This window comes from Mumia sp. Pv4-285 (assembly GCF_041320275.1).
Classification (GTDB): Bacteria; Actinomycetota; Actinomycetes; order Propionibacteriales; family Nocardioidaceae; genus Mumia; species Mumia qirimensis.
Genome location: NZ_CP162023.1, coordinates 3,846,379 through 3,873,295 on the forward strand (window position 1 = coordinate 3,846,379; position 26,917 = coordinate 3,873,295).

The 26,917-nt window shown below is 69.0% G+C and carries 34 protein-coding genes; 3 read left to right on the forward strand and 31 right to left on the reverse strand.

Annotated features, from left to right (window positions below):
- Positions 1 to 97: 97 nt before the first annotated feature.
- The 24 genes from map to rpsJ form a co-directional block, all read right to left on the reverse strand.
- Positions 98 to 934, reverse strand: coding sequence for a type I methionyl aminopeptidase (map, locus tag AB3M34_RS18550; protein WP_370616197.1), 837 nt, complete (start codon positions 932 to 934; stop codon positions 98 to 100).
- 23 nt (positions 935 to 957) lie between these two features.
- A complete protein-coding gene (locus AB3M34_RS18555; RefSeq protein ID WP_370616199.1) occupies positions 958 to 1,527 on the reverse strand; it encodes an adenylate kinase in 570 nt (189 codons plus the stop codon).
- Entirely contained in the window at positions 1,524 to 2,831 is a 1,308-nt protein-coding gene (gene secY, locus AB3M34_RS18560; protein ID WP_370616201.1) for a preprotein translocase subunit SecY, read from the reverse strand. The genes AB3M34_RS18555 and secY overlap by 4 nt, the downstream gene beginning before the upstream one ends.
- A 130-nt stretch (positions 2,832 to 2,961) precedes the next feature.
- Complete coding sequence (gene rplO / locus AB3M34_RS18565; RefSeq protein ID WP_370616202.1) at positions 2,962 to 3,402, reverse strand: 50S ribosomal protein L15; 441 nt, start codon at positions 3,400 to 3,402, stop codon at positions 2,962 to 2,964.
- 14 nt (positions 3,403 to 3,416) lie between these two features.
- Positions 3,417 to 3,599, reverse strand: coding sequence for a 50S ribosomal protein L30 (rpmD, locus tag AB3M34_RS18570; protein WP_370620055.1), 183 nt, complete (start codon positions 3,597 to 3,599; stop codon positions 3,417 to 3,419).
- The gene (gene rpsE / locus AB3M34_RS18575) at positions 3,599 to 4,201 is read right to left on the reverse strand and encodes a 30S ribosomal protein S5 (RefSeq protein ID WP_167005660.1); all 603 of its coding nucleotides are present in this window, start codon (positions 4,199 to 4,201) and stop codon (positions 3,599 to 3,601) included. Before rpsE ends, rpmD begins: the two co-directional genes overlap by 1 nt.
- A 26-nt stretch (positions 4,202 to 4,227) precedes the next feature.
- On the reverse strand, positions 4,228 to 4,611 hold the full coding sequence (gene rplR, locus AB3M34_RS18580; protein WP_149770232.1) for a 50S ribosomal protein L18: 384 nt from the start codon (positions 4,609 to 4,611) through the stop codon (positions 4,228 to 4,230).
- Positions 4,611 to 5,153, reverse strand: coding sequence for a 50S ribosomal protein L6 (gene rplF, locus AB3M34_RS18585; RefSeq protein ID WP_370616205.1), 543 nt, complete (start codon positions 5,151 to 5,153; stop codon positions 4,611 to 4,613). The genes rplR and rplF overlap by 1 nt, the downstream gene beginning before the upstream one ends.
- Positions 5,154 to 5,169: 16 nt before the next feature.
- Positions 5,170 to 5,577 carry a 30S ribosomal protein S8 gene (gene rpsH, locus AB3M34_RS18590; protein ID WP_370616207.1) on the reverse strand — a complete coding sequence of 136 codons (408 nt, stop codon included), beginning with the start codon at positions 5,575 to 5,577 and terminating at the stop codon, positions 5,170 to 5,172.
- 74 nt (positions 5,578 to 5,651) lie between these two features.
- A complete protein-coding gene (locus AB3M34_RS18595) occupies positions 5,652 to 5,837 on the reverse strand; it encodes a type Z 30S ribosomal protein S14 (RefSeq protein WP_139087798.1) in 186 nt (61 codons plus the stop codon).
- 2 nt (positions 5,838 to 5,839) lie between these two features.
- Positions 5,840 to 6,409: a 50S ribosomal protein L5 gene (gene rplE, locus AB3M34_RS18600; RefSeq protein WP_370616209.1), complete on the reverse strand. Its 570-nt coding sequence runs from the start codon at positions 6,407 to 6,409 to the stop codon at positions 5,840 to 5,842.
- Positions 6,409 to 6,777, reverse strand: coding sequence for a 50S ribosomal protein L24 (gene rplX / locus AB3M34_RS18605; RefSeq protein ID WP_370616211.1), 369 nt, complete (start codon positions 6,775 to 6,777; stop codon positions 6,409 to 6,411). Before rplX ends, rplE begins: the two co-directional genes overlap by 1 nt.
- Complete coding sequence (rplN, locus tag AB3M34_RS18610) at positions 6,777 to 7,145, reverse strand: 50S ribosomal protein L14 (RefSeq protein ID WP_149770227.1); 369 nt, start codon at positions 7,143 to 7,145, stop codon at positions 6,777 to 6,779. The genes rplX and rplN overlap by 1 nt, the downstream gene beginning before the upstream one ends.
- Before the next feature lie 66 nt (positions 7,146 to 7,211).
- Positions 7,212 to 7,487: a 30S ribosomal protein S17 gene (gene rpsQ / locus AB3M34_RS18615; RefSeq protein ID WP_149770226.1), complete on the reverse strand. Its 276-nt coding sequence runs from the start codon at positions 7,485 to 7,487 to the stop codon at positions 7,212 to 7,214.
- The gene (rpmC, locus tag AB3M34_RS18620; protein WP_149770225.1) at positions 7,484 to 7,708 is read right to left on the reverse strand and encodes a 50S ribosomal protein L29; all 225 of its coding nucleotides are present in this window, start codon (positions 7,706 to 7,708) and stop codon (positions 7,484 to 7,486) included. The genes rpsQ and rpmC overlap by 4 nt, the downstream gene beginning before the upstream one ends.
- Positions 7,708 to 8,127: a 50S ribosomal protein L16 gene (gene rplP, locus AB3M34_RS18625; protein WP_370616212.1), complete on the reverse strand. Its 420-nt coding sequence runs from the start codon at positions 8,125 to 8,127 to the stop codon at positions 7,708 to 7,710. The genes rpmC and rplP overlap by 1 nt, the downstream gene beginning before the upstream one ends.
- Before the next feature lie 4 nt (positions 8,128 to 8,131).
- Positions 8,132 to 8,968, reverse strand: a complete 837-nt coding sequence (gene rpsC / locus AB3M34_RS18630) for a 30S ribosomal protein S3 (RefSeq protein ID WP_370616214.1) — start codon at positions 8,966 to 8,968, stop codon at positions 8,132 to 8,134.
- Positions 8,968 to 9,414 carry a 50S ribosomal protein L22 gene (rplV, locus tag AB3M34_RS18635; RefSeq protein ID WP_370616216.1) on the reverse strand — a complete coding sequence of 149 codons (447 nt, stop codon included), beginning with the start codon at positions 9,412 to 9,414 and terminating at the stop codon, positions 8,968 to 8,970. The genes rpsC and rplV overlap by 1 nt, the downstream gene beginning before the upstream one ends.
- A gap of 29 nt (positions 9,415 to 9,443) precedes the next feature.
- The gene (gene rpsS, locus AB3M34_RS18640; RefSeq protein ID WP_370616218.1) at positions 9,444 to 9,725 is read right to left on the reverse strand and encodes a 30S ribosomal protein S19; all 282 of its coding nucleotides are present in this window, start codon (positions 9,723 to 9,725) and stop codon (positions 9,444 to 9,446) included.
- A 13-nt stretch (positions 9,726 to 9,738) separates the two neighbouring features.
- Complete coding sequence (rplB, locus tag AB3M34_RS18645) at positions 9,739 to 10,569, reverse strand: 50S ribosomal protein L2 (protein WP_370616220.1); 831 nt, start codon at positions 10,567 to 10,569, stop codon at positions 9,739 to 9,741.
- Between the two features lie 19 nt (positions 10,570 to 10,588).
- Complete coding sequence (gene rplW / locus AB3M34_RS18650; protein WP_370616221.1) at positions 10,589 to 10,894, reverse strand: 50S ribosomal protein L23; 306 nt, start codon at positions 10,892 to 10,894, stop codon at positions 10,589 to 10,591.
- Positions 10,891 to 11,550: a 50S ribosomal protein L4 gene (rplD, locus tag AB3M34_RS18655; RefSeq protein ID WP_370616222.1), complete on the reverse strand. Its 660-nt coding sequence runs from the start codon at positions 11,548 to 11,550 to the stop codon at positions 10,891 to 10,893. The genes rplW and rplD overlap by 4 nt, the downstream gene beginning before the upstream one ends.
- Positions 11,547 to 12,206 carry a 50S ribosomal protein L3 gene (rplC, locus tag AB3M34_RS18660; RefSeq protein ID WP_370616223.1) on the reverse strand — a complete coding sequence of 220 codons (660 nt, stop codon included), beginning with the start codon at positions 12,204 to 12,206 and terminating at the stop codon, positions 11,547 to 11,549. Before rplC ends, rplD begins: the two co-directional genes overlap by 4 nt.
- 13 nt (positions 12,207 to 12,219) lie before the next feature.
- The gene (gene rpsJ, locus AB3M34_RS18665; RefSeq protein WP_039345402.1) at positions 12,220 to 12,528 is read right to left on the reverse strand and encodes a 30S ribosomal protein S10; all 309 of its coding nucleotides are present in this window, start codon (positions 12,526 to 12,528) and stop codon (positions 12,220 to 12,222) included.
- A 416-nt stretch (positions 12,529 to 12,944) separates the two neighbouring features.
- On the opposite strand from rpsJ, the gene AB3M34_RS18670 reads away from it, so the two are divergent.
- From AB3M34_RS18670 to AB3M34_RS18680, 3 genes are read left to right on the forward strand one after another with little or no spacing between them, the layout of a single operon-like run.
- Positions 12,945 to 13,442, forward strand: a complete 498-nt coding sequence (locus AB3M34_RS18670; RefSeq protein ID WP_370616226.1) for a nucleoside deaminase — start codon at positions 12,945 to 12,947, stop codon at positions 13,440 to 13,442.
- Positions 13,443 to 13,451: 9 nt separating this feature from the next.
- Positions 13,452 to 14,345, forward strand: coding sequence for an FAD binding domain-containing protein (locus AB3M34_RS18675; RefSeq protein WP_370616228.1), 894 nt, complete (start codon positions 13,452 to 13,454; stop codon positions 14,343 to 14,345).
- Positions 14,342 to 16,960: a molybdopterin-dependent oxidoreductase gene (locus tag AB3M34_RS18680; protein ID WP_370616229.1), complete on the forward strand. Its 2,619-nt coding sequence runs from the start codon at positions 14,342 to 14,344 to the stop codon at positions 16,958 to 16,960. The genes AB3M34_RS18675 and AB3M34_RS18680 overlap by 4 nt, the downstream gene beginning before the upstream one ends.
- A gap of 9 nt (positions 16,961 to 16,969) precedes the next feature.
- Here AB3M34_RS18680 and AB3M34_RS18685 read toward each other — a convergent pair whose 3' ends face one another.
- The 7 genes from AB3M34_RS18685 to AB3M34_RS18715 all read right to left on the reverse strand — a co-directional run bounded on the left by AB3M34_RS18685 (position 16,970) and on the right by AB3M34_RS18715 (position 26,823).
- A complete protein-coding gene (locus tag AB3M34_RS18685) occupies positions 16,970 to 17,881 on the reverse strand; it encodes a cation diffusion facilitator family transporter (RefSeq protein WP_370616231.1) in 912 nt (303 codons plus the stop codon).
- A 134-nt stretch (positions 17,882 to 18,015) separates the two neighbouring features.
- The gene (gene tuf / locus AB3M34_RS18690) at positions 18,016 to 19,209 is read right to left on the reverse strand and encodes an elongation factor Tu (RefSeq protein ID WP_370616232.1); all 1,194 of its coding nucleotides are present in this window, start codon (positions 19,207 to 19,209) and stop codon (positions 18,016 to 18,018) included.
- 72 nt (positions 19,210 to 19,281) lie between these two features.
- The gene (fusA, locus tag AB3M34_RS18695) at positions 19,282 to 21,390 is read right to left on the reverse strand and encodes an elongation factor G (RefSeq protein ID WP_370616234.1); all 2,109 of its coding nucleotides are present in this window, start codon (positions 21,388 to 21,390) and stop codon (positions 19,282 to 19,284) included.
- A 79-nt stretch (positions 21,391 to 21,469) separates the two neighbouring features.
- Entirely contained in the window at positions 21,470 to 21,940 is a 471-nt protein-coding gene (gene rpsG, locus AB3M34_RS18700; RefSeq protein ID WP_370616236.1) for a 30S ribosomal protein S7, read from the reverse strand.
- Entirely contained in the window at positions 21,940 to 22,314 is a 375-nt protein-coding gene (rpsL, locus tag AB3M34_RS18705; RefSeq protein WP_139087780.1) for a 30S ribosomal protein S12, read from the reverse strand. The genes rpsG and rpsL overlap by 1 nt, the downstream gene beginning before the upstream one ends.
- 286 nt (positions 22,315 to 22,600) lie before the next feature.
- On the reverse strand, positions 22,601 to 25,537 hold the full coding sequence (locus AB3M34_RS18710) for an FAD-binding and (Fe-S)-binding domain-containing protein (protein ID WP_370616237.1): 2,937 nt from the start codon (positions 25,535 to 25,537) through the stop codon (positions 22,601 to 22,603).
- Positions 25,534 to 26,823, reverse strand: coding sequence for a hydroxyacid-oxoacid transhydrogenase (locus AB3M34_RS18715; protein WP_370616238.1), 1,290 nt, complete (start codon positions 26,821 to 26,823; stop codon positions 25,534 to 25,536). Before AB3M34_RS18715 ends, AB3M34_RS18710 begins: the two co-directional genes overlap by 4 nt.
- Between the last annotated feature and the right edge of the window lie 94 nt (positions 26,824 to 26,917).

A 26,917-nucleotide genomic window follows, 5' to 3' on the forward strand; every position in this document is an offset into this window, starting at 1 on the left:
GTACGTCTCTCGGACCGGCCGCAGGCATGCAGAATTGCACACCACGGCCGACTGTCCATAGTACGGTGCGGGACTACCGCGGGACAAATCCGCCCCGTCAGGCGTCGGCCGGGCCGCCGTACGGGACGCCGAGCTCGGTCAGCTTGGCTCGCCCGCCGTCGAGCGCCGTCAGCACCCAGGCGCCGGCGTCGGTGAGCGTGAAGGTGTGCTCGAAGTGCGCGGCCCACCCCTGGTCGTCCGTGACGACGGTCCAGTCGTCGTCCAGGGTGGTCGTCTCGATGGTGCCCTCGGTGAGCATCGGCTCGACCGCGAGCACCAGCCCCTTGACGAGCTTCGGCCCGTGGCCAGGACTCCCGAAGTTCGGCACGTTCGGAGGCATGTGCATGGCCGAGCCGATGCCGTGGCCGACGTAGTCCTCGACGATGCCGTAGCGCTCGCCGCCGGGCTGACTCCGCACGTACGACTCGACTCCGTGGCCGATGTCGCTGACCCGTCCGCCGAGCCGCGCGGCTGCGATGCCGCGCCACATCGACTCCTCGGTGACCCGCATCAGCTCGCGGCGGCTCTCCGGCACCTCGCCGACGGCGACGGTGATCGCCGCGTCGCCGTGCCAGCCCTCGAGCACGCAACCGCAGTCGATCGAGACGAGGTCGCCCTCCTCGATCACGCGAGGACCGGGGATTCCGTGGACGACCTCGGCGTTGACCGACGTGCAGATCGTCGCCGGGAAGCCGTGGTAGCCCTTGAAGTTCGGTGCGGCACCGCGACTGCGGATGTGCTCCTCAGCGATCTCGTCGAGGTCGGCCGTCGTCATCCCTGCACGCACCGAGGCACGCAGGAGCTCGAGCGCCTCCCCCACGATCAGTCCGGCCCGTCGCATGACGGCGACCTGGTCGGGCTTCTTGATCTCCAACCCGCTGCCGAAGAACCCCATCGGACTAGGTGCCCGTCGACGCGCTAGCCGGCATGCGGGAGCGCGGCGAGGATCCGAGCCTGCACGTCGTCGACATCGCCGATGCCGTCGACCTGGACGAGCAGTCCACGCTCGGCGTAGACCGCCAGCAGCGGCGTGGTCTGCTCGTAGACCTCCTGACGGTGCCGGATGACCTCTTCGGTGTCGTCAGTGCGTCCGGAGGTCTCCGCGCGCTTGAGCAGGCGGGAGATCAGCTCCTCGCTGTCGACGACGATCTCGACGACGGCGTCGAGCTTCTCGCCGAGCTCGTCGAGGATGCCGTCGAGGGTGTCGACCTGGTCCACCGTGCGGGGGTAGCCGTCCAGCAGGAAGCCGGTGCGCGCGTCGGGCTCGCCCAGCCGGTCGCGCACCATCGCGTTGGTGATCTCGTCCGGGACGTACTCGCCCTTGTCCATGTAGCTCTGCGCCTTGAGACCGAGCTCGGTTCCCTGGCTGACGTTCGCGCGGAAGATGTCACCCGTGGAGATATGGGGGATCCCGAGCTTGTCGGCGAGCAGAGTCGCCTGGGTGCCCTTGCCTGCACCCGGGGGACCCATGAACAAGAGGCGCGTCACTTCAGGAACCCTTCATAGTTGCGCTGCTGCAGCTGGCTCTCGATCTGCTTCACGGTGTCGAGGCCGACGCCCACCATGATGAGCAGCGTCGTGCCACCGAACGGGAAGTTCTGGTTGGCGTCGATCAGCATGAACGCGAGCAGCGGGATCAGGGCGACGAGGCCGAGGTACAGGGATCCCGGGAAGGTGATGCGCGACAGCACGTAGCCGAGGTACTGCTCGGTCGGGCGACCGGCGCGGATCCCGGGGATGAAGCCGCCGTACTTCTTCATGTTGTCCGCGACCTCCTTCGGGTTGAAGGTGATCGACACGTAGAAGTACGTGAAGAACACGATCAGCAGGAAGAAGACGAGCATGTAGAGCGGGTGGTCGCCCTGCACGAAGTTCTCGGTGACCCAGGTCGACCAGCCCTTGCCCTGGTTGAACTGCGCCGCCAGCGCCGGAAGGTACATCAGGCTCGAGGCGAAGATCACCGGGATGACGCCGGCCTGGTTGACCTTCAGCGGGATGTAGGTCGAGGACCCGCCGAACATCTTGCGGCCGACCATGCGGCGGGCGTACTGCACCGGGATGCGGCGCTGCGCCTGCTCGATGAAGATGACGGCCGCGACGACCGCGAGTCCGACGCCGGTGACGATCGCGAACGTGCCCCAGCCCTTCTGCTCCTTGATCAGCCACATCGTGCCGGGGAAGGTGGCGATGATCTGGGTGAAGATCAGCAGCGACATGCCGTTGCCGACGCCGCGGTCGGTGATGAGCTCGCCGAACCACATGATGATGGCCGTGCCGGCGACCATCACGAGGACGATCAGCAGGAAGAGCGAGACGGAGTCGGTGTCGACCAGCAGGTCGCGCGCGCACTGGTTGCCGAAGAGGGCACCCGAGCGTGCCATCGCCACGATGCCGGCGCCCTGGAGCACCGCGAGGCCGAGCGTGAGGTAACGGGTGTACTGGGTGATCTTCGTCTGGCCGGACTGGCCCTCCTTCTTGAGGGCCTCCAGCCGCGGGATCACCACCGTCAACAGCTGCAGGATGATGCTCGCGGTGATGTACGGCATGATGCCGAGCGCGAAGACGGTCAGCTGGAGCAGCGCCCCGCCCGAGAAGACGTTGAGCAGGCTGAACACGCTGTTGGCGTTCTCGCCCGTGGTGGCCGCGTTCAGGCAGAACCGGACGTTCTCGACGTCCACACCCGGTGCGGGAAGAACGGATCCCAACCGGAACAGCACGAGAATGAACAAGACGAACAAGATCTTCTTGCGTAGATCAGGCGTCTTGAACGCGTTGACGAAGGCGCTGAGCACCGGGTCCTCCTATGGACAACGGCGACGGTGTCCCGTGCGTGGTATGGGGGGATAAGCGAAACATGGCGACTCTAACAGCCGCTCGAAGAGCAGCTGTCAGAGACCGCCATGTCTCATGAGCTGGTACGGCTCAGAGCTCGGTGACCGAGCCGCCGGCCGCCTCGATCTTGCTCTTGGCCGATGCCGAGAACTTGTCGGCGGTCACCTGGACCGCCACCGAGATCTCGCCGTTGCCGAGCACCTTGACCGGGCGGTCCTTGCGGACGGCGCCCTTCTCGACGAGCGTGGCCACGTCGACCGCGCCGCCCTCGGGGAAGAGCTCCTCGAGGCGGGTCAGGTTGACGACCTGGTACTCGACCTTGAAGGGGCTCCGGAAGCCGCCGAGCTTCGGAAGGCGCATGTGGATCGGGACCTGGCCGCCCTCGAACCCGACCGGCACCTGGTAGCGGGCACTGGTGCCCTTGGTGCCGCGGCCCGCGGTCTTGCCCTTGCTTCCCTCACCGCGACCCACACGGGTCTTGGCAGTCTTCGCACCCGGGGCCGGGCGGAGGTGATGCAGCTTGAGCGTCATGTCAGTTCCTCCCCTCAGTCCACAGTCTTGACGTCGACGAGGTGAGGAACCGTCGCGATCATCCCGCGGATCTCGGGACGGTCCTCCTTGACGACGACGTCGCCGATGCGCTTGAGACCGAGCGTGCGCAGGGTCTCGCGCTGGTTCTGCTTGCGTCCGATGCCCGAACGCGTCTGGGTCACCTGAAGCTTCGCCATCATGCACCTGCCTGGGCAGGAGCCTGGGTCGGCTCCTTGCTCGACTTGAGCAGCGCGGCCGGCGTGACGTGCTCGACCGGCAGGCCGCGGCGGTCTGCCACGTCCTGGGGCGACTCGAGCTCACGCAGCGCCTGGATGGTGGCGTGCACGATGTTGATCGCGTTGGACGACCCGAGCGACTTGCTCAGGACGTCGTGGATGCCTGCGGCCTCGAGCACGGCGCGGACCGGGCCACCGGCGATGACGCCGGTACCGGGTGCGGCCGGACGCAGCATGACCACGCCGGCGGCCTTCTCACCCTGCACGGGGTGCGGGATGGTCCCCTGGATGCGCGGCACGCGGAAGAAGGACTTCTTCGCCTCCTCGACACCCTTCTGGATGGCGGTCGGCACCTCCTTGGCCTTGCCGTAACCGACACCGACCATGCCGTCGCCGTCACCGACGACGACCAGGGCCGTGAAGCTGAACCGACGTCCGCCCTTGACGACCTTGGCCACGCGGTTGATGCCGACGACCTTCTCGATGTATGCGGTCTTGTCCGCCGAGTCGCGACCGCGACCCCGACGGTCCCCGCCGCCACTGCGGCGCTGGGCTCCGCTCATTCGACTGTCCTCTTCTCTCGTCTGGCCTAGAAGGCCAGGCCGCCCTCGCGGGCGCCCTCGGCCAGGGCGGCGACGCGCCCCTGGTACTTGTTCCCTGCGCGGTCGAAGACGACCGACTCGACCCCTGCGACCTTCGCGCGGTCGGCGATCAGCTCACCGACGCGACGGGCCTTGGCGGTCTTGTCGCCGTCCAGCGAACGCAGCTCGGCCTCCATCGACGACGCCGACGCAAGCGTACGGCCCTCCAGGTCGTTGACGACCTGAGCGACGATGTGGCGGCTGGAACGCGTGATCACGAGACGGGGACGATCCTGCGTCCCCGCGACCCGCTTGCGACCGCGCACCTGGCGGCGACGACGGCCTGCGGTGCGCGCAGCCTCGTGCTTGCGGTGCTTGAGTGCGATTGCCATTACTTTCCAGCCTTCCCGGCCTTGCGGCGAACGTGCTCGCCTGCGTAACGCACGCCCTTGCCCTTGTAGGGCTCAGGCTTGCGCAGCTTGCGGATGTTGGCCGCGACCTCACCGACCTGCTGCTTGTCGATGCCGGTCACGGTGAGCTTCGTCGGCGACTCGACCGTGAAGGTCACGCCCTCCGGGGCCTCGAAAGGCACCGGGTGGCTGAAGCCGAGGTTGAGCTCGATCGCGGCAGGGCCCTTCGCCAGGACGCGGTAACCCACGCCGACCAGCTCGAGCTTCTTCTCGTAGCCCTGCGTCACACCGACCATCATGTTGTTGATCAGCGTGCGGGTGAGGCCGTGGAGCGAACGGTTCTGGCGCTCGTCGTTCGGACGCTCGACCGAGATCGTGCCGTCCTCGGACTTCGTCGCCTTGATCGGTGCGGCGACGGTGTGCGCGAGGGAGCCCTTGGGGCCCTTCACGGTGACGACCTGGCCGTCGATCGCGACGTCGACTCCGGAAGGAACCGTCACCGGCTGCTTGCCAATACGTGACATGTCTAGTTTCCTCCCGTCACCAGACGTAGGCGAGGACTTCGCCGCCGACGCCCTTGTACTTGGCCTGCTTGTCGGTCAGGAGGCCCTGGCTCGTGGAGATGATCGCCACGCCCAGGCCACCGAGAACCTTCGGCAGGTTGGTCGACTTCGCGTAGACCCGCAGCCCCGGCTTGCTGATGCGCCGGATGCCGGCGATCGCACGCTCGCGGTGCTGGCCGTACTTGAGGGTGACGGTGAGCGTCTTGCCCACCACGCCCTCAGCCGGCTCGGCCACGGAGAAGCCCGTGATGTAGCCCTCTTGCTTAAGGATCTCCGCGACGCCGGCCTTGAGCTTGCTGTAAGGCATGCTCACCTCGTCGTGGAACGCCTGGTTGCCGTTGCGGACACGCGTCAGCATGTCCGCGATCGGATCAGTCATCGTCATGAGTGTGTTTCCACTTTCCTGCCACGGTTTCCGCACCTGGGTGCGGACCTGCGGCGTTCAGGGTCGAGTCGGGATTACCAGCTGCTCTTCGTGACGCCCGGGAGCTCACCGCGGTGAGCCATCGTCCGCAGGCAGATCCGGCACAGGCCGAACTTGCGGTACACGGACTTCGGACGGCCACAGCGCTGGCAGCGGGTGTAGGCGCGCACGGCGTACTTCGGCTTGCGCGCGGCCTTCACCTTGAGCGAGGTCTTCGCCATGGTCAGTTCTCCTTGAACGGGAAGCCGAGCTTGGTGAGGAGCGCGCGCCCCTCTTCGTCGTTGGTCGCCGTGGTGACGATGGTGATGTCCATGCCACGCGTCCGGTCGATCTTGTCCTGATCGATCTCGTGGAACATGACCTGCTCCGTGAGACCGAACGTGTAGTTGCCGCGCCCGTCGAACTGCTTCGGCGAGAGCCCGCGGAAGTCGCGGATACGCGGGAGGGCGATCGTCAGCAGACGGTCGAGGAACTCCCACATGCGGTCGCCACGCAGCGTGACGTGGGCACCGATCGGCATGCCCTCACGCAGCTTGAACTGCGCGATGGACTTGCGAGCACGGGTGACCTGCGGCTTCTGACCGGTGATCGCGGTCAGGTCGCGGATCGCGCCCTCGATCAGCTTCGAGTCGCGGGCAGCCTCACCGACGCCCATGTTCACGACGATCTTGGTCATACCGGGGACCTGCATGACGTTCTCGTACGAGAACTCCTCGTGCAGGGCCGGGAGGATCTCCTCGCGGTAACGCGTCTTGACGCGCGGCGTGACCTTCTCCGTGGTCTCGGCGGTCATCAGATCTCCTCTCCGGTGCGCGTAGCGATGCGCACGCTGCGGTGCGCGCTGTAGGTCGAGCCGTCGGCGCGCTTCTTGGTGACCTCGTCACGACGGAAGGCGATGCGGGTGGTGACCTTCTTGCCGTCGACCTCCACCAGGAGCGCCACGTTCGAGACGTGGATCGGTGCCTCCTTGGTGATGATCGAGCTGGTCGTGCCCGGCTGCAGCGCCTTCTGGTGGCGCTTGATGCGGTTCACGCCCTCGACGATCACGCGGTCGGCCTCGGGGAGCACGGCGATGACCTTGCCCTCGACGCCGCGGTCCTTGCCGGACAGCACGCGGACGTGGTCGCCCTTCTTGATGTTCAGGCTCTTCTGGACAGTCATCACAGCACCTCCGGGGCGAGCGAGATGATGCGCATGAAGCGCTTGTCGCGCAGCTCGCGGCCCACGGGGCCGAAGATGCGGGTGCCACGGGGCTCGCCATCGCTCTTCAGGATGACTGCGGCGTTCTCGTCGAACCGGATGTAGGAGCCGTCGGGACGACGGCGCTCCTTCGCGGTGCGGACGACGACAGCCTTGACGACGTCGCCCTTCTTGACGTTCCCGCCCGGGATCGCGTCCTTGACGGTGGCGACGATGGTGTCGCCGATCCCTGCGTATCGACGACCGGAACCGCCGAGCACGCGGATGCACAAGATTTCCTTGGCACCGGTGTTGTCGGCGACCTTGAGTCGCGACTCCTGCTGGATCATCGGTTCTCTCCTGTTGTCTCGCTGGTTCTCACGGTTTCGCCGTGAGCCTGGCGGAACGAGTGGTGGTTACTTGGCCTTCTCGAGGATCTCGACGAGACGCCAACGCTTGGTCGCCGACAGCGGTCGGGTCTCCGCGATGAGCACGCGGTCTCCGATGCCGGCCTCGTTGGCCTCGTCGTGCGCCTTCAGCTTGCTCGTACGGCGCATGACCTTGCCGTAGAGAGCGTGCTTGACGTGGTCCTCGACGCTCACGACGACGGTCTTGTCCATCTTGTCGCTGACGACGAGGCCCTCACGCACCTTGCGGCGGTTGCGCTCGCCTGCTGCGGTGTTGTTGCTCATGCCTCTTCACTTTCGATGATGCCGAGCTCGCGCTCGCGGACGACGGTGTAGATGCGCGCGATGTCCTTGCGCACCGTACGCAGCCGAGCGTTGTTCTCGAGCTGGCCGGTCGCGGCCTGGAAGCGAAGGTTGAACAGCTCTTCCTTGGCCTCACCGAGCTTGGCGGCCAGATCCTCGGCGCTCAGGGAGCGGAGGTCGGCAGCGGTAGTGGCGTTCGCCATCAGAGTTCACCTGCCTCGCGGGACACGATCTTGCACTTCATCGGGAGCTTGTGGATCGCACGCCGCAGCGCTTCACGCGCCACCGGCTCCGGCACGCCCGAGAGCTCGAACATGACGCGGCCGGGCTTGACGTTGGCGATCCACCACTCCGGGGAACCCTTGCCGGAACCCATGCGGGTCTCGGCCGGCTTCTTGGTCAGCGGGCGGTCGGGGTAGATGTTGATCCACACCTTGCCGCCTCGCTTGATGTGGCGGGTCATGGCGATACGAGCGGACTCGATCTGCCGGTTGGTCACGTAGTGACCCTCGACCGCCTGGATGCCGAAGTCACCGAACGCCAGCGACGTGCCGCCCTTGGCGGCGCCACGACGCTTGGGGTGGTGCTGCTTGCGGTGCTTGACCCTGCGCGGGATCAGCATGGTTTCAGCTCTCCGTTCCGTTCGCTGCGTCCGCCGGAGCGGCAGCAGCCTCACTGCTGGCGGGAGCTGCCTCGGCGGCCTGCTCCTGCTGACGTGCGGGACGCTCGCCGCGCTGGCCGTCGCGCGCCGGACGGCGTGCGCCGCCACGACCCGGACGCTGGCGCCCACCGGGGGCGGCTGCGCGGGCGGCGGCCTGAGCCTCACGCTCGGCACGGGTGCCGGCGACCTCGCCCTTGTAGATCCAGACCTTCACGCCGATGCGGCCGAACGTCGTCTTGGCCTCGTAGAAGCCGTAGTCGACGTCAGCGCGGAGCGTGTGCAGGGGCACGCGGCCCTCGCGGTAGAACTCCGAGCGCGACATCTCGGCGCCGCCGAGACGGCCGGAGCACTGGATGCGGACACCCTTGGCGCCGGCGCGCATCGTGGTCTGCAGAGCCTTGCGCATGGCGCGACGGAACTGCACGCGACCTGCGAGCTGCTCGGCGACTCCCTGAGCGACGAGCTGCGCGTCGACCTCGGGGTTCTTGACCTCGAGGATGTTCAGCTGGATCTGCTTGCCGGTCAGCTTCTCGAGGTCGCCGCGGATGCGGTCGGCCTCGGCGCCACGGCGACCGATGACGATGCCCGGACGTGCCGTGTGGATGTCCACACGGACGCGGTCACGGGTGCGCTCGATCTCGACGCGGCTGATGCCGGCGCGATCCATGCCCTTGGTGAGCAGGCTACGGATCTTGATGTCCTCGCCGACGTAGCTCTTGTAGAGCTTGTCGGCGTACCAGCGGCTCTTGTGATCGGTGGAGATACCGAGACGGAAGCCGTGCGGGTTGATCTTCTGTCCCACTAGCGGTTCCCACCCTTCTTGTTGGCCTTGCGTGTGCGAGTCTGCGTCACGGCGTCACGCGGCTGCACGACGACGGTGATGTGGCTGGTGCGCTTCAGGATGCGGTTGGCCGCACCACGAGCGCGGGGGCGCCAACGCTTCATCGTCGGACCCTCGTCGACCGTGGCGGCCGAGATGATCAGCGACGACCGGTCGAGACCCTCAGTGGTCTCGGCGTTCGCGGCGGCGCTCGCCACCAGCTTGTAGACGTTCTCGGCTGCAGCTTGCGGTGCGAACCGCAGCAACGGCAGTGCCTCGTCCACGTGCATGCCGCGGACCATGTCGACGACCCGGCGCGCCTTCTGCGGCGTGACGCGGACGAAGCGTGCGACCGCGAAAGCGCCGGGCTCGTCGCCGAGCAGGCTCTCACGTCGGGCGCTGACGCCCTTACGCTCCAATGTGCTCATCTGAACTCTTCCCTTGGTTGTCGCCCGCGTCAGCGGCGGCGGCTCTTTCGGTCGTCCTTGACGTGTCCGCGGAAGGTACGCGTCGGCGCGAACTCGCCGAGCTTGTGCCCGACCATCGCGTCGGTCACGAAGACCGGGACGTGCTTGCGTCCGTCGTGCACCGCGATGGTGTGACCGATGAACGAGGGGAGGATCATCGAGCGGCGCGACCACGTCTTGATGACGGAGTGCGTGCCGGCCTCGTTCTGAGTCTCGACCTTCTTCATCAGGTGGTCGTCGACGAACGGCCCCTTCTTCAAACTGCGTGGCATGTCAGGTTCTTCCTCAGCGCTTTCCGGACTTGCGGCGACGGACGATCAGCTTGTCGCTGGCCTTCTTCTTGCGGGTACGGCCCTCGGGCTGACCCCACGGCGACACCGGGTTACGACCACCCGAGGTCTTGCCCTCGCCACCACCGTGCGGGTGGTCGATCGGGTTCATCGCCACACCGCGGACGGTCGGGCGCTTGCCCTTCCAGCGGTTGCGGCCGGCCTTGCCCCAGTTGATGTTCGACTGCTCGGCGTTGCCGACCTCGCCGATGCTGGCGCGGCAGCGGACGTCGACGTAGCGCATCTCGCCCGAGGGGAGACGCAGCTGCGCGCGGGTGCCCTCACGGGCGACCAGCTGCACCTTCGCGCCTGCCGAGCGGCCCATCTTGGCACCGCCGCCGGGGCGGAGCTCGATCGCGTGGATCGTGGTGCCGACGGGGATGTTGCGCAGCGGCAGGTTGTTGCCGGGCTTGATGTCGGCGCCGGGACCGGCTTCGACCGTCATGCCCTGCTTCAGACCCTCCGGCGCGATGATGTAGCGCTTCTCGCCGTCCGCGTAGTGCAGCAGCGCGATGCGCGCGGTGCGGTTCGGGTCGTACTCGATGTGCGCGACCTTCGCCGGCACGCCGTCCTTGTCGTAACGCTTGAAGTCGATGATGCGGTACGCACGCTTGTGACCGCCGCCCTGGTGCCGGGTGGTGATCCGGCCCTGGTTGTTGCGGCCGCCCTTCTTGGGCAGCGGGCGCGTCAGCGACTTCTCAGGCGTCGTGCGAGTGATCTCGGCGAAGTCGGACACCGACGAGCCACGACGGCCCGGGGTGGTCGGCTTGTACTTGCGGATTGCCATAGGTGCTCAGTCCTCGTTCTCAGGCGCCCGGCGCAGCGAAGATGTCGATGCTCTGGCCGGGGGCGACGCTCACGATCGCCCGCTTGACGTCGGCACGCTTGCCGAGGCCGTTGCGGGTACGACGCGTCTTGCCCTTGCGGTTCTGGGTGTTCACCGCGGTGACCGTGACGCCGAAGACCTTCTCCACGGCGATCTTGATCTCGGTCTTGTTCGCGTCGGGCCGGACGAGGAACGTGTACTTGTTCTCGTCGAGCAGGCCGTAGCTCTTCTCGCTGACGACCGGCGCGAGCAGGATGTCGCGGGGATCCTTCTGCAGCGTGCTCACTTGTCACCGTCCTTCGCGGTAGCGGCCTCGCTCAGCTTGACCGTCTCGGCGTCACCGCTGGAGCGGAGCGCGACGAAGGCGTCGAACGCGGCCTTGGTGAAGACCACGTCGTCGCTGAGCAGGACGTCGTACGTGTTGAGCTGCGCCAGCTCGATCAGGTGGGTGCCGGCGACGTTGCGCAGGCTCCTCACGGTGACCTCGTCTGTGGACTCCACGACGACGAGGACACGCGGACGTGCCGTGATGTCGCGGAGCGCAGCGATCGCTGCCCTGGTCGACGGCGTCTCGCCGGTGACGAGGGACTCGACCACGTGCAGACGACCGTTGCGGGCCCGGTCGGTGAGGGCGCCACGGAGCGCGGCGGCCTTCATCTTCTTGGGGGTGCGCTGGTCGTAGCTGCGCGGGGTCGGGCCGTGCACCACGCCACCACCGGTGAACTGGGGTGCGCGGATCGAGCCCTGGCGTGCACGGCCGGTGCCCTTCTGGCGGTACGGCTTGCGGCCGCCGCCGGCGACCTCGCCGCGGGACTTGGTGTCGTGGGTGCCCTGGCGCGCGGCGGCGAGCTGGGCGACGACCACCTGGTGGATCAGGGGGATGTTGACCTGGACGTCGAAGATGTCCTTGGGCAGGTCGACGTCGATGACGGTGGCGGTCACTTCACGGCTCCCTTCTTGGCGCCGGTGCGGATCATGACGATGCCGCCCTTGGGGCCGGGAACCGCACCCTTGATGAGGATGAGGCCCTTCTCGGCGTCGACGGCGTGAACCGTGAGGCTCTGCGCCGTGACGCGGTCGGTGCCCATGTGGCCTGCCATGCGGAGGCCCTTGAACACGCGGCCCGGAGTGGCGCAGCCGCCGATCGAACCCGGCTTGCGGTGGTTGCGGTGCGCGCCGTGGGAGGCTCCGACGCCATGGAAGCCGTGACGCTTCATGACTCCGGCGAAGCCCTTGCCCTTGCTCGTGCCCGTCACGTCGACGAAGTCGCCGGCCGAGAAGACCTCGGGGCTGACGGCCTGGCCGAGCTCGTAGTCGGCGATCGCCTCGGTGCGGATCTCCGCGAGGTGGCGGCGCGGGGTGACGCTGGCCTTGTCGAAGTGACCGGCCTGCGGCTTGTTGACCTTGCGCGGGTCGATCTCGCCGAAACCGATCTGGACGGCCGTGTAGCCGTCGGTCTCAGCGGTCCGGATCTGCGTGACGACGTTGGTGTCGGCAGCGATCACGGTGACCGGAACCACGCGGTTGTTCTCGTCCCACGTCTGGGTCATGCCGAGCTTGCGCCCGAGCAGCCCGACGGGTGCCTTCTGGTTGCTCATCAGCGATCGTTCCTCAGAGCTTGATCTCGATGTCGACGCCTGCGGGGAGGTCGAGGCGCATGAGCGAATCGACGGTCTTCGGCGTGGGGTCGATGATGTCGATGAGGCGCTTGTGGGTGCGCATCTCGAAGTGTTCGCGGCTGTCCTTGTACTTGTGCGGCGAACGAATGACGCAGTAGACGTTCTTCTCCGTCGGCAGAGGCACCGGGCCAGCGACCGTGGCGCCCGTACGCGTGACGGTGTCGACGATCTTGCGCGCCGAGGTGTCAATCACCTCGTGGTCATAGGCCTTGAGCCTGATGCGGATCTTCTGTCCCGCCATGCTCTCGCTTCGTCCTTCTCTTCGTACTGCCTCGGTCTCTCTACCTCGGGGTTTCGAGGAAGAGCATTGCTCCCCCTCCGACCCCCGAGGTCGGGCGTGTCGCAGGCACGTCGCGCGCGCGAGTTCGTCACACCTCTGGAGTTTGATGGTTGGGCCCGAGACTGCCGCCCATCCCTTGCCGGGATGTGCCTGCCCTTCCTCGAGCCAGGCGCCCCACCGCCGATCTCCGCGAGGAGAACGGCAGGCAGCGCCGAAGCAACTTTCCAAGTCTGACAGACGCCACCCGTAATGCCAAATCGGGGGGCGAGACCTGCCTCACCTGGGCGTTTCCCACCGTATCCAGGCAGCCCAAACGACACGAAGCGAGCACGTGACCCGCCGTGGGGGCACGCTGGGACCTGGTGAAAGGAGCCACGATGGACGACCGCGAGCCCGAACCCGCCGCAGGCAGCCCGGCCTCGCTCCTCGAGCGAGCCGTGGCGCTCGCGACGGCCAACGTCGGTGCCGGTGGAGGTCCGTTCGGCGCGCTCGTCGTGGTCGACGGTGTCGTGGTCGCCGAGGGCGTCAACCTGGTCACCGCCACCCACGACCCGACCGCGCACGCCGAGATGGTCGCGATCCGGCGGGCGTGCGCAGAGCTCGGCGCCTTCTCGCTCGACGGCGCCGTCCTGTACTGCTCGTGCGAGCCGTGCCCGATGTGCCTGGCCGCCTCGATGTGGGCCCGGCTCGACGCCGTGTACTACGCCGCCGACCGCCACGACGCCGCACGGGGCGGGTTCGACGACCGGGTGTTCTACGACCGGTTCGCGTCGCCGCGGGAGTCGTGGCCGCAACCGGTCCGCGCGATCCCGCTGCTGTCTCGTACGGCGCCGTTCGACGCGTGGCACGACCACGGCGCGCGCGTCGAGTACTGAGGATCGGGCATGGATCTCGTCGACGTCCAGGCACTCACCGTCCCGTCGGACCGTCGCGAGCTCGCGGACTGGCGGCCCGGCGACGTCGTCCTCGCCGGCGGCACGTACCTCTTCTCCGCGCCCCAGCCCCGGGTACGCCGGCTGGTCGACGTCACCGGGCTCGATTGGGCGCCGCTGGAGATCGACGGCGACGGGCTGGTGATCGGGGCGACGTGCACCCTCGCGACGCTCGCGGCCGCCGCCGGTGACACCGCCCCGTTGCTGCGCGGCGGCGGACGTCGCGCGCTGGCGACCCAGGGCTTTCCGGGCGATTGGACGTTCGGTCCGGTCGTGCGGCAGTCCGTCGACGCCCTTGTCGCCTCGTTCAAGGTCTGGCACCAGGCGACGGTCGGGGGCAACGTCTGCCTCGGCCTTCCCGCAGGCGCGATGACGTCGCTGCTGAGCGGGCTCGGCGCCACCGCGACCGTCTGGGCCCCCGACCTCTCGACCCGCGAGGTGCCTGTCGCCGAGCTGGTCACCGGTGACGGCACGACGCTCCTCTCCCCCGGTGACGTCGTGCGCTCGTTCCGCCTCGCGACCGACGTCCTGACGGCACCGGTCGCGTTCGCCCGGACCTCGCTGTCGACCCACGGGAGGTCGGCGGCCGTCGTCGTCGCGCGACCGACCGTCGACCCGGCCACCGGCGCGGACGTCGCCCTCGTCACGGTCACGGCAGCCACCCCGCGCCCGTACGCTCTCGTGCTCCCCGCGCCCGTCTCGACGGCGGACTGGCACACCGCGCTCGACGCCACCGTCTCCGCGTCGAGCTGGCTCCACGACGTGCACGGCGCCGCCGACTGGCGGCGCGCGCAGACCCACCGGCTCGGGCTCGAGGCTCTGGCCGTGATCGGTGCACGGCGATGAGCGCCACGGTGAACGGGGTCCAGACCACCACGGCGCCTCGTCCCGGCCAGTGTCTGCGCACCTACCTCCGTGAGGCGGGCGCGTTCGACGTCCGCACGGGCTGCGACTCCGGGGACTGCGGCGCGTGCACCGTCCTGCTCGACGGGGCTCCGGTGCACTCGTGCCTCGTCTCCGCCGTGCGTGCTCAGGGCCGGGACGTCGTGACCGCTGCCGGGCTCTCACCGGGCGAGGAGACGTCGGACGCCGCCCGGCGCTTCCGTGACGCGCAGGGCTTCCAGTGCGGGTACTGCACCTCGGGCATGGTCGTCACGGCCAGCTGCCTCGGCCACGACGACACCGAGGACGTCGACCGGCTCCTGAAGGGGAATCTCTGCCGGTGCACCGGCTACCGCGCCGTCCGGGACGCGGTGACGGGCAGGCAGAACGTCGAGACCGACGGGGTCGCCGCACCGCTCGGGCGCAGCCTGGCCGCGCCCGCCGGAGCCGCGATCGTCCGAGGACGGCAGCGCTTCACGCTCGACGAGTCCCCCGCCGGCACTCTGCACGCCGCGGTCGTCCGGTCGCCGCACGCCCACGCCCGCGTCGTACGGGTCGAGACCTCCGAGGCCCGTGCGGCACCCGGCGTCGTCGCGGTCCTGACGGCGGACGACGTGCCCGACACGCTCTTCTCGACGGCACGCCACCACTCCCGCGACGACGACCCCCGCGACACCCGGGTCATCGACCGCGTCGTGCGGTTCGTCGGGCAGCGAGTAGCCCTGGTGGTGGCCGAGACCGCCCAGCAGGCGCACCAGGCGCTCGCACTGGTCCGCGTGACGTACGAGCTGCTCCCGCCCGTCGTCGGCCCCGACGCCGCGCGCGCTCCAGGAGCTCCGCTCCTGCACGGGGACAAGGGCCCCGAGTCGGGCATCGCAGACCCGGCCCGCAACGTCGCCGCGCGGATCGACGCCGAGATCGGCTCGGTGGAGGCGGGGCTCGCCGCAGCCGCGCACACCTCCGACGCGGAGTTCACGACCGCCCGGGTCCAGGCGACCCACCTGGAGATGCACGGCGCGGTCGGCTGGCTCGACGCCGAGGGCCGGCTCGTGATCAGGACGAGCAGCCAGGTCCCCTACCTCGTGCGCGACGAGCTGGCTCTGGTGCTCGATCTGCCCCGCGACCGTGTCGAGGTGCTCACGAACCGCGTCGGCGGCGGCTTCGGCGCGAAGCAGGAGATGCTCGTCGAGGACCTCGTGGGGGTCGCCGTGCTGAAGACGGGACGCCCCGTGCAGCTGGAGACCACCCGGACGGAACAGCTGACGGCCTCGACCGTCCGGCACCCGATGCGCATCCGCGTCCGTGCCGGCGTCGACGCCGAGGGCGCCCTCACCGCACTGGACGTCGAGGTCCTCGCCGACACCGGCGCGTACGGCAACCACGCGCCGGGGGTCCTCTTCCACGGGTGCAACGAGTCCGTCGCGGTCTACCGCTGCCCCAACAAGCGCGTGCGCGGCGAGGCCGTCTACACGAACACCGTCCCGTCCGGAGCGTTCCGCGGGTACGGGCTCGGGCAGCTGGTCTTCGCGATCGAGCAGACGCTCGACGAGCTCGCGCGGTCGGCCGGGATCGACCCGTACGACCTGCGGGCGCGCAACGTCGTGGTGCCTGGCGACCCGATGGTCGCCTACTCGACGGACCCGCACGACGTGGAGTACGGCAGCCACGGCGCGCTCGAGTGCCTGGCGCTGGCGCGTGAGGCCGTCGAGCGGGATGTCGCTCCGGTGCCCGATGGCCCGCATTGGCGGTACGGCACCGGCATGGCGCTCGCGATGATCGACACGATCCCGCCCCGCGGTCACCACGCCGCGGCGGAGGTGCACGCCCTCGCCGACGGGAGGTTCGAGGCCACCGTCGGCTCGGCGGAGTTCGGCAACGGCTCGGCGACGGCACACGTGCAGCTGGTCGCTCACGCCCTCGGCACGACCACCGACCGCGTCCGCCTCGTCTCGGGGACCACCGGCGCCGTCTCCCACGACACCGGCGCGTTCGGGTCGACCGGCCTGGTCGTCGCCGGTACGGCGCTCGCCGCGGCGGCCGAGGACCTCGCGCGCCGCATCCGCGATGCCGAGGCCGCGGGCGAGGAGACGGCCGGGCTGGTCGGCACGGGCAACGCGTTCGGGTCGCCCCGCTCGATCGCCTTCAATGTGCACGCGTTCGCCGTCGCGGTCGACGTCGACTCCGGTGAGGTCCGGATCCTCCGCTCGGTCCAGGCCGCCGACGCGGGCGCCGTCGTCAATCCCGAGCAGTGCCGGGGCCAGGTCGAGGGAGGCGTCGCCCAGGGCATCGGGACGGCGTTGTTCGAGCAGGTCGTCGTCGATGACCGTGGCGTGGTCCGGACCCCGGTGCTCCGCACGTACCACGTGCCGCAGATCGCGGACGTCCCGCCGACCGAGGTCCTGTTCGCCGCGACCTCGGACCGGCTCGGGCCGTACGGCGCGAAGTCGATGAGCGAGTCCCCCTACAACCCGGTCGCCGCCGCGCTCGCCAACGCCGTGCGCGACGCGATCGGCGTCCGTATGACCGATCTGCCGATGACGCGCGACCGGGTGTGGCGCGCCGCGCAGGCGCGCCGATGACGGTCGACCTCAGCGGTGGGTGTGGTGCTCGGTCGCCGCGTGGCTCGCAGGCTCGAGCTGGAACGTCGAGTGATCGACGTCGAAGTGGTCCGAGAGACAGCTGCGGAGGTTGTCGAGGACCCCGTGGCCGGCATCCACGTCCAGCACCGCGTCGTCGACGACGACGTGGGCCGACATCACCGGCATCCCCGACGTGATCGTCCACACGTGGAGGTCGTGCACGTCGAGGACTCCCGGCGTCTCGCGCATGTGCTCCCGCAGCTCGTCGAGATCCAGGTCGCGCGGCGTCGACTCCAGAAGGACGTCGGCGACCTCGCGGAGCAGGCCGATCGCGCGGGGAGCGATGAGCGCGGCGATGGCGAGCGAGGCGACGGCATCGGCGCCGTACCACCCGGTCGCCATGATCACCACGGCGGCGATGATCACCGCGACGGAGCCGACGGCGTCGCCGAGAACCTCCAGGTAGGCGCCGCGGACGTTGAGGCTCTCCCGCGCACCCTGCCGTAGAACGAGCAGACCGACGACGTTGGCCGCCAGGCCGAGCACGCCGGCGGCGAGCATCCACGGCGAGTCGATCGCCGGCGCGTCGCCAAGCCGGCGGATCGCCGAGACCGTCACGACGGCACACACCACGAGGAGGACGAGGCCGTTCAGCCCGGCCGCGAGGATCTCCGAGCGGTGGTAGCCGAAGGTGCGTCGCGGGCTCCCCTGCCGCTGCGCGACGGTCACCGCGACCAGGGCCATCGCCAGGCCGAACGTGTCGCTCAGCATGTGCCCGGCGTCGGCCAGCAGAGCGAGGCTGCCGGTGAGCGCGGCGGCCACGACCTCGATCACGAGGACGAGGACCGTCAGGCCCAGCACCAGCGCCAGTCTCGGGCGGTGCTGCGCCGACGGCGTCGCGTGCGCATGGTCGTGTCCCACGCCCCCACGATACTTCCGGACCCCCGTGCGGCGCCGCCCGCCTCGGAACGCCGAGGGGACGACGAAGCCCCGCCCTGCAGGTGCAGGACGGGGCTCCGACCAGAGACCGGACCCGGGCAGAGCCCGGGATCAGGTCACTTGTTGATCTTGGTGACGCGACCAGCGCCGACCGTACGACCACCCTCGCGGATCGCGAAACGAAGACCTTCGTCCATCGCGATCGGCTGGATCAGCTGAACCGACATCTCGGTGTTGTCGCCCGGCATGACCATCTCGGTGCCCTCGGGCAGCGTGACGACGCCGGTGACGTCCGTGGTGCGGAAGTAGAACTGCGGGCGGTAGTTGTTGAAGAACGGCGTGTGACGGCCGCCCTCCTCCTTGCTCAGGATGTAGACCTGACCCTCGAACTCCGTGTGGGGAGTCGTGGTGCCCGGAGCGATGACGACCATGCCGCGCTCGACGTCCTCGCGCTTGGTGCCGCGAAGCAGCAGGCCGACGTTCTCACCCGCCTGGCCCTCGTCGAGGAGCTTGCGGAACATCTCGATGCCGGTGACGGTCGAGGTCTGCTTCTCCGTGCGGATGCCGACGATGTCGACGGTGTCGTTGAGCTTGACGATGCCCCGCTCGATGCGGCCCGTGATGACGGTGCCGCGACCGGTGATCGTGAAGACATCCTCGACCGGCATGAGGAACGGCTTGTCCGTCTCACGCGGGGGCTCGGGGATGTACTCGTCGACAGCGTTCATGAGCTCCATGATCGACTCGCCCCACTTGGCGTCGCCGTTGAGCGCCGGGAAGGCGGCCACGCGGACGACCGGTGCGTTGTCACCGTCGAACTCCTGCTCGCTGAGGAGCTCACGGACCTCGAGCTCGACGAGCTCGATGAGCTCGTCGTCGTCGACCATGTCGCACTTGTTGAGGGCGACGACCATCGCCGGCACGCCGACCTGACGGGCGAGCAGGACGTGCTCACGCGTCTGGGGCATCGGGCCGTCGGTGGCGGCGACCACGAGGATCGCGCCGTCCATCTGTGCCGCACCCGTGATCATGTTCTTCACGTAGTCGGCGTGACCCGGGCAGTCGACGTGCGCGTAGTGACGGTTCTCGGTCTGGTACTCGACGTGAGCGATCGAGATCGTGATACCGCGCTGGCGCTCCTCAGGAGCCTTGTCGATCTGGTCGAAGGCCGAGGCCTCGTTCAGATCCGGGTACTTGTCGTGCAGCACCTTGGTAATCGCCGCGGTCAGCGTCGTCTTACCGTGGTCGATGTGACCGATGGTGCCGATGTTCATGTGCGGCTTAGTCCGCTCGAACTTCGCCTTAGCCACTGGGGCTCCTCCTCGATTGAATGTTGCTTGCGCCGTGCGGTTGAGCTGATCGAAGCCTAGTCAGGCCCGCGATCACTCGCCCCTGGCCTTCTTGATGATCTCTTCCGCCACGTTCTTAGGCACCTCGGCGTAGGAGTCGAACTCCATGGAGTACGACGCCTGCCCCGACGTCTTCGACCGGAGGTCTCCGACGTACCCGAACATCTCGGAGAGCGGAACGAGTGCCTCGACGACCCGGTCTCCGGACCGTTCCGTCATCTGCTGGATCTGTCCGCGGCGAGAGTTGATGTCGCCGATGACTTCCCCCAGATAGGACTCAGGGGTGGTGACCTCGACCTTGAACATCGGCTCGAGGAGCACCGGGTCTGCCTTGCGTGCCGCATCCTTGAACGCCATCGAACCGGCGATCTTGAAAGCGAGCTCTGATGAGTCGACGTCGTGGTACTGGCCGTCGGCCAGCGTCACCTTGACGTCGACCATGGGGTATCCGGCAAGAACACCGAACTCCATGGCTTCCTGCGCGCCCTCGTCGACGGCGGGGATGTATTCCCGCGGGACGCGTCCACCGGTGACTTCGTTGACGAACTCGTAGCCGCCCTCGCCACCCACGACCGGGCCCGTGGGCTCGATGTGGATGAGGACCTTCGCGAACTGGCCGGAGCCACCGGTCTGCTTCTTGTGGGTGTACGAGACCTTCTCGACCTTGCGCTTGATGGTCTCGCGGTAGGCGACCTGCGGCTTGCCGACGTTCGCCTCGACGCGGAACTCGCGCTTCATGCGGTCCACGAGGATGTCGAGGTGCAGCTCGCCCATGCCGGCGATGATGGTCTGCCCGGTCTCCTCGTCGGTGTGGACCGTGAACGTCGGGTCCTCCTCGGCGAGACGCTGGATCGCGACGCCGAGCTTCTCCTGGTCGCTCTTGGTCTTGGGCTCGATGGCGACCTGGATCACCGGAGCCGGGAACGTCATCGACTCGAGGACGATCGGGTTGCTCGGGTCGGACAGCGTCTCACCCGTGGTGGTGTCCTTGAGACCCATCACGGCGACGATCTGACCGGCGCCGACCGACGCGATCTCCTCGCGCTTGTTGGCGTGCATCTGGTAGATCTTGCCGATCCGCTCCTTGCGCCCCTTGACGGAGTTCAGGACCATGGTGCCGGCCTCGAGGCGTCCCGAGTAGAGACGGATGTAGGTCAGCTTGCCGAGGTGCGGGTCAGCCGCGATCTTGAACGCCAGGGCCGAGAACGGCTCGGCCTCGGTGGGCTCGCGCGTGAACTCGGTGTCCTCGTCGCCGACCTTGTGGCCCGCGACGGAGCCGACGTCGATCGGCGAGGGCAGGTAGTCGACGACCGCGTCGAGCAGGGGCTGGACGCCCTTGTTCTTGAACGCGGTGCCGCACAGGACCGGGACGATCTTGTCGGCGAGCGTGGCGCGACGGATCGCGGCCTTCAGCGTCTCGACGTCGATGTCCTCGCCCTCGAGGTACAGCTCCATGAGGTCGTCGTCAGCGGTCGCGACGGTGTCGAGGAGCTTCTCGCGGTACTCGGCGGCCTGGTCGGCGAGCTCGGCCGGGATCTCCTCGACCGCGTAGTCCTCGCCCATCGCGGTCTCGCCGCGCCAGGTGAGGGCGCGCATGCCGACGAGGTCGACGACGCCGACGAAGTCCGACTCGGCACCGATCGGGAGCTGCAGCACCGCCGGGTTGGCGTTGAGGCGCTCCACGATGGTGTCGACGCAGTAGAAGAAGTCGGCACCGGTGCGGTCGAGCTTGTTGACGAAGCACATCCGCGGCACGTGGTACTTGTTGGCCTGGCGCCACACGGTCTGGGACTGCGGCTCGACGCCGGCGACGCCGTCGAACACCGCCACCGCACCGTCGAGGACCCGGAGCGAACGCTCCACCTCGACGGTGAAGTCGACGTGACCCGGCGTGTCGATGATGTTGATCTGGTGGTTCTTCCAGAGGCAGGTCGTCGCGGCGGACGTGATCGTGATGCCGCGCTCCTGCTCCTGCTCCATCCAGTCCATCGTGGCCGCGCCCTCGTGGACCTCACCGATCTTGTAGGTGATGCCGGTGTAGAAGAGGATGCGCTCGGTCGTCGTCGTCTTGCCCGCGTCGATGTGCGCCATGATGCCGATGTTGCGCACCGTGGCGAGGTTGGTGGTGATGTCTACGGCCACCTTGGCTGACTTCCCTTGCTGTCGTGAGTCGAATCAGGAGATGGGTGCCGCGGGCCCTGGACGGGCCGGCGGCACTCCGTCACCAGCGGTAGTGGGCGAAGGCCTTGTTGGCCTCGGCCATCTTGTGCGTGTCCTCACGCTTCTTGACCGCGCCGCCGAGACCGTTCGAGGCGTCGAGCAGCTCGTTCATCATGCGCTCGGCCATGGTCTTCTCGCGACGCTCGCTGGCGAACCGGACGAGCCAGCGGAGCGCGAGGGTGTTGGCGCGCGACGCGCGGACCTCGATCGGGACCTGGTAGGTCGCACCGCCGACACGGCGGGACTTGACCTCGAGGGTCGGCTTCACGTTGTCGAGCGCACGCTTCAGCGTGATGACCGGGTCGGTGCCGGTCTTCTCGCGAGTGCCCTCGAGCGCGGTGTAGACGATGCGCTGTGCGACCTGCTTCTTGCCGTCCTCGAGGACCTTGTTGATCAGCTGCGTGACCAGGGGGCTCGAGTAGACCGGATCGGCCTCGACGGGGCGCTTCGGTGCGGGACCCTTGCGCGGCATCAGCTCTTCTCCTTCTTCGCGCCGTAACGGCTGCGAGCCTGCTTGCGGCTCTTGACACCCTGGGTGTCCAGCGCGCCGCGGATGATCTTGTAACGCACACCCGGGAGGTCCTTCACGCGACCACCGCGAACGAGCACGATCGAGTGCTCCTGCAGGTTGTGACCCTCACCGGGGATGTAGGCAGTGACCTCGATCCCGCTGCTCAGCCGGACACGAGCAACCTTCCGCAGCGCGGAGTTCGGCTTCTTCGGCGTCGTCGTGTACACGCGGGTGCACACTCCACGACGCTGCGGCGAACCCTTCAGGGCGGGCGTCTTGGTCTTCGCCACCTTGTCCTGACGGCCCTTTCGGACCAACTGCTGGATCGTTGGCACTACAAGCTTCTTTCTTCTGTCCGGCTCTGTTGTCTTGCGGTGTGCTGCTGTGTTCCTGCCAGCGGGCGCGGCGCAGGCGGCGCGCCTCGGGCGTGCCGCCACCGCGACGTGCGATGGTAGGTGTTGCTTTCTCGCGGCCCTGCACCCCGCTCGTCCGTCCAGGTCGAGGACCCGTTCGTACGACTCGACCGACAGTGCGTCGACACGCGAATCGGTGCACACGGACAGCGAGTCCACGGCACAATGTCCAAGACTACCGGGTGCCCCGTGAGGGGTCAAAACGGGTTCACCGCGCCCCGCCGTCAGGCGCGTCGGCGCCCCTCCGCTGGTCGAGCAGCTCGGCGAGGTGCAGTGCGCGGACCTCGGCCAGGTCGTCGAGCTGCGTCCGGCACGAGAACCCGTCAGCGAGGACGACGGCCCCTTCGGGCGCCGTCCGGACAGCAGGGAGCAGCTGGTGCTCGGCGACCTTCACCGAGACGTCGTAGTGGCCCTTCTCGACCCCGAAGTTGCCCGCCAGCCCGCAGCACCCGCCGACCCGGGTGACGGCGGCACCGGCCCTCTCGAGCAGGGCGGCGTCGACCTGCCAGCCGAGCATCGACGCCTGGTGGCAGTGCGGCTGCGCGACGATCGTCACGTCGGCGAGGTCCGGGGGCTCCCACCCCTCGGTGCGGGTGAGCAGCTCGGCGAGAGTGAACACTCCCCGGGCCACCTCGGCGGCCCGCGGGTCGTCGCTGAGCTCGACCGCGTCCGTACGGAGCACCGTGAGGCAGGACGGCTCCAGGCCGACGACGGGGATCCCGGCGGCGACGTACGGGTGCAGGGCCGCGACGGTCCGCTCGACGTTGCGGCGTGCTCCGTCGAGCTGGCCGGTCGAGATCCAGGTGAGGCCGCAGCACACCGACTCGTCCAGGAGCCGCACGCGGTAGCCGGCGGCCTCGAGCACGCGTACGGCGGCCTGCCCGGGAGCGGTCTGGAAGTAGTTGGTGAACGAGTCGGCCCAGATCAGCACCTCGGGCCGCTCTCCTGCACGATCGCGCGCGGGTGCGCCCACGTCGGCGGTGCGCGCCGCGGTGCCGGTCCTGCGGCTCCATCGACGGAGCGTCGTCGTGGCGAACGCGGGGATGCTCCTGCGCGAGTCGACGCCGGCGAGCCAGAGGGCGACGTGTCGCAGACCGGGGACCCGGAGAGCGAGGTTGGCGAGCCGCGCGACCGGCGCCGACAGCCGGGCCCAGCGGGGCAGCATGCCGAGCGCGTAGTGGTTGCGGGGGCGCAGCCTGCCCTTGTACGTCTGGTGCAGCACCTCGGCCTTGTAGGTCGCCATGTCGATCCCGGTCGGGCAGTCGCGCGCGCAGCCCTTGCAGGAGAGGCACAGGTCGAGGGCCTCGTGGACGGCGGGGTCCTTCCACCCCTTGCCTACCAGGCGGCCGTCGACCATCTCCTGGAGGACGCGGGCCCGCCCCCGCGTGGAGTCCTTCTCGTTGCGGGTGGCCTGGTACGAGGGGCACATCACTCCCCCGGCGCCGCCTCCGGTGAGCGCAGGGTCCGCGATGCACTTGCCGACACCCGTGCAGCGGTGGACGGCGGCACCGAAGTCGCCGTCGTCGTGCAGCAGCCGCAGGGCGAGCCGGTCCTGGACACGGCCCACGCCGGTCCCGCGCAGGTCGGCGTCGAGCGGCGCCGGGGCGACGAGGACGCCGGGGTTGAGGAGGTCGTCCGGGTCGAAGGCAGCCTTGACCCGGCCGAAGAGCGCGATCGCCCCGGGACTGTACATCAGCGGGAGCAGCTCGGAGCGTGCCCGCCCGTCACCGTGCTCGCCCGACAGCGATCCACCGTGTCCGGCGACGAGCACCGCGGCGTCGTGCAGGAAGTCGCGGAACACGCGGGCACCGTCGTCCTGCGCGAAGGGGAAGTCGATGCGGACGTGGACGCAGCCGTCGCCGAAGTGGCCGTACGGGACGCCGTCGAGGTCGTACTGGCGCAGCAGCGCCTCGAACTCGCGCAGATACGTGCCGAGACGCTCCGGAGGCACGGCGGTGTCCTCCCAGCCGGCGTACGCGGGTCGAGTCAGCGAACGGGCGGCGAGGCCCGCGCCCTCCTCGCGGATGCGCCACAGCACCGCCTGCTCGACGGTGTCCGTCACGAGCCGGGTGGAACGCGTGCCGACCTCTGCCGAGACCGCCGCGGCCCGCGCCTCCAGCTCGGCGAGCGAGTCGCCGGAGAGCTCGACGAACATCCAGCCCGCGCCGGCGGGGAGCGGGGGAACCGACGCGGGGCCGCGCTGCGCGCGCACCACGTCGACGATCCGGGCGTCGAGCCCCTCGCACGCCGTCGGGCCGTGCGGGAGGATCGCCGTCACGTCGTCGGCCGCGTCCGCCATCGTCGGGTAGCCGAGGAGCAGCAGGACGCGGTGCGGCGGGTCCGAGACCAGGTCGACCGTCGCCTCCAGCATCACGGCGAGCGTCCCCTCGGTGCCGGACAGGAAGCGTGCCACGTCGAAGCCGTTCTCGGGCAGCAGGTGCTCCATGCTGTAGCCGGAGACCTGGCGCCCGAACCTGCCGAACTCCGTCCGGATCGTGCCCAGGCCGGCGTCGACGAGCGTACGGAGCGCCTCGAGGGTGGGCGATCCCGAGACCGCGGGCGCGGCGCCCCGCGCGGGGCGTACGAGGTCGAGCCGCTCCCCCGCCATCGTCACCACGTCGAGCCCGGCGACGGTGTCGGCCGACCGCCCGTACGCGAGGGCGCGGGACCCGCACGCGTTGTTGCCGATCATGCCGCCGATCGTGCAGCGGGTGTGCGTCGACGGGTCGGGCCCGTAGCGCAGGCCGTGGGCGAAGGCCTCGCGCTGGAGCGAGGCGTGGACGGTGCCGGGCTGCACGCGTGCCGTCCGCGCCTCCACGTCGATGTCGAGGACCTGGTTGAGGTGACGCGTGAAGTCGACCACGATGCCCGGACCGACGGCGTTGCCCGCGATCGATGTGCCGGCGCCCCGGGAGGTCAGCGGCACCCCGCTGGTGCGCGCGACGTCGACCGCGGCCAGCACCTCGTCGACCGAGCGCGGGCGCACCACGACCTCGGGGACGACGCGGTAGAGCGAGGCGTCCGTGCTGTACAGCGCACGCGCGAGCGTGGAGTCGTCGACGTCACGGACACCCGCCCGCCGCAGCGCCGCCGCGACGTCGACCCCGGAACCGCGGAGGTCGAGCGCGGAGGGAGCAGGGCTCACCACAGGGTGATCGACCGCTCGAAGATCGCCGTGACCGCCTCTTCGTGGACGGGCTTCGGCGCGGTCGCGAGCAGCCGCTGCTGCTTCATCGTGCCCTCGACCAGGGCCGGGATGTCTGCCTTGTCGAAGCCGACGGCGCCGATGCCGGCCGGGATCTCGATGTCACGCATCAGCCGGACCAGCACGCCGGGCAGGAAGTCGGCGAGGTCGTCCGGTCGCTCGGCGCCCGGCTCGAGCAGCTCGGCTGCGCGGACGTGACGCTCGGGAGACGCGTCGAAGGTGAAGCGGAACGCCTCGGGCGCCGTGAGGGAGACCGCCATGCCGTGCGGCACCATGGCCCCGCCCTGCGGGTAGCCGTCCGGGCAGAAGTCCTTGACCTGGCCGGCGATCGGGTACGCGTTGGCGTGCGGGATGTGCACGCCGGCGTTGCCGAAGCCCATGCCGGCGAACGTCGCCGCGAGCGACATCTGCTCGCGTGCCGCGACGTCGCCACCGTCGCGGACCGCCGTACGGAACGCCGACGCGAGCAGGCTCATCGACTTCTCCGCCCACATGTCGGAGATCGGGTTGGCTCCGCAGTACGGGACACGCTGGGCGGCCGTCTTGCGCTCGTACGAGGTGTAGGGGCGGGCGGTGTAGCTCTCGAGGGCGTGGCACAGGATGTCCATCCCGCTCGCGGCGGTGACCTGCGGCGGCTGGGACAACGTCAGCTGAGGGTCGATGATCGCGAGCTCGGGGCGCAGCCGCGGATGGCTGATGCCGGTCTTGACGTGCTGCTCGAGGACGTCGAGGACGCAGATGGTGGTGCTCTCGCTCCCCGTGCCGGTCGTGGTCGGCAGGGCGATCATCGGCAGCAGTGCCTTCGCGGGAGCGCGTCCGGCACCGACCGGCACGTTGATGTAGTCCATCAGCTCGCCGTCGTTGGTGGTGAGCAGGTTCACCGCCTTCGCCGTGTCGATGGCCGAGCCGCCTCCGAGCGCCACGACCGCGTCGTACGGGCCGTTCGCGCGAGCATGGTCGATCGCGTGACGCAGGCTCGCGTCGGTCGGCTCGACATGGGTGTCGGCGTACACGTCGAGGCTCACGCCGTCAGCGGCGACCTCGTCGACGATCCGTGCGGGGATCCCTGTCGCCTCGAGGCCACGGTCGGTGACCAGCAGCGCGCGACGCACCCCGAGCGACGCCAGCTCGTAGCCGAGCTCGGTGCTCGCACCGGAGCCGAACTTCAGGCGCGGCGATCCATACGTGAACACGCTCTCGGGAGTGGTCGGGGCAGAGAACGACATCGATGCTCCTGAACTCGGGGGAAACACGGCACGGCGGTGTTACCTGCACGACAATACGACCTCGCGGGCACCTGTCCGGCACGTGACCACGTTG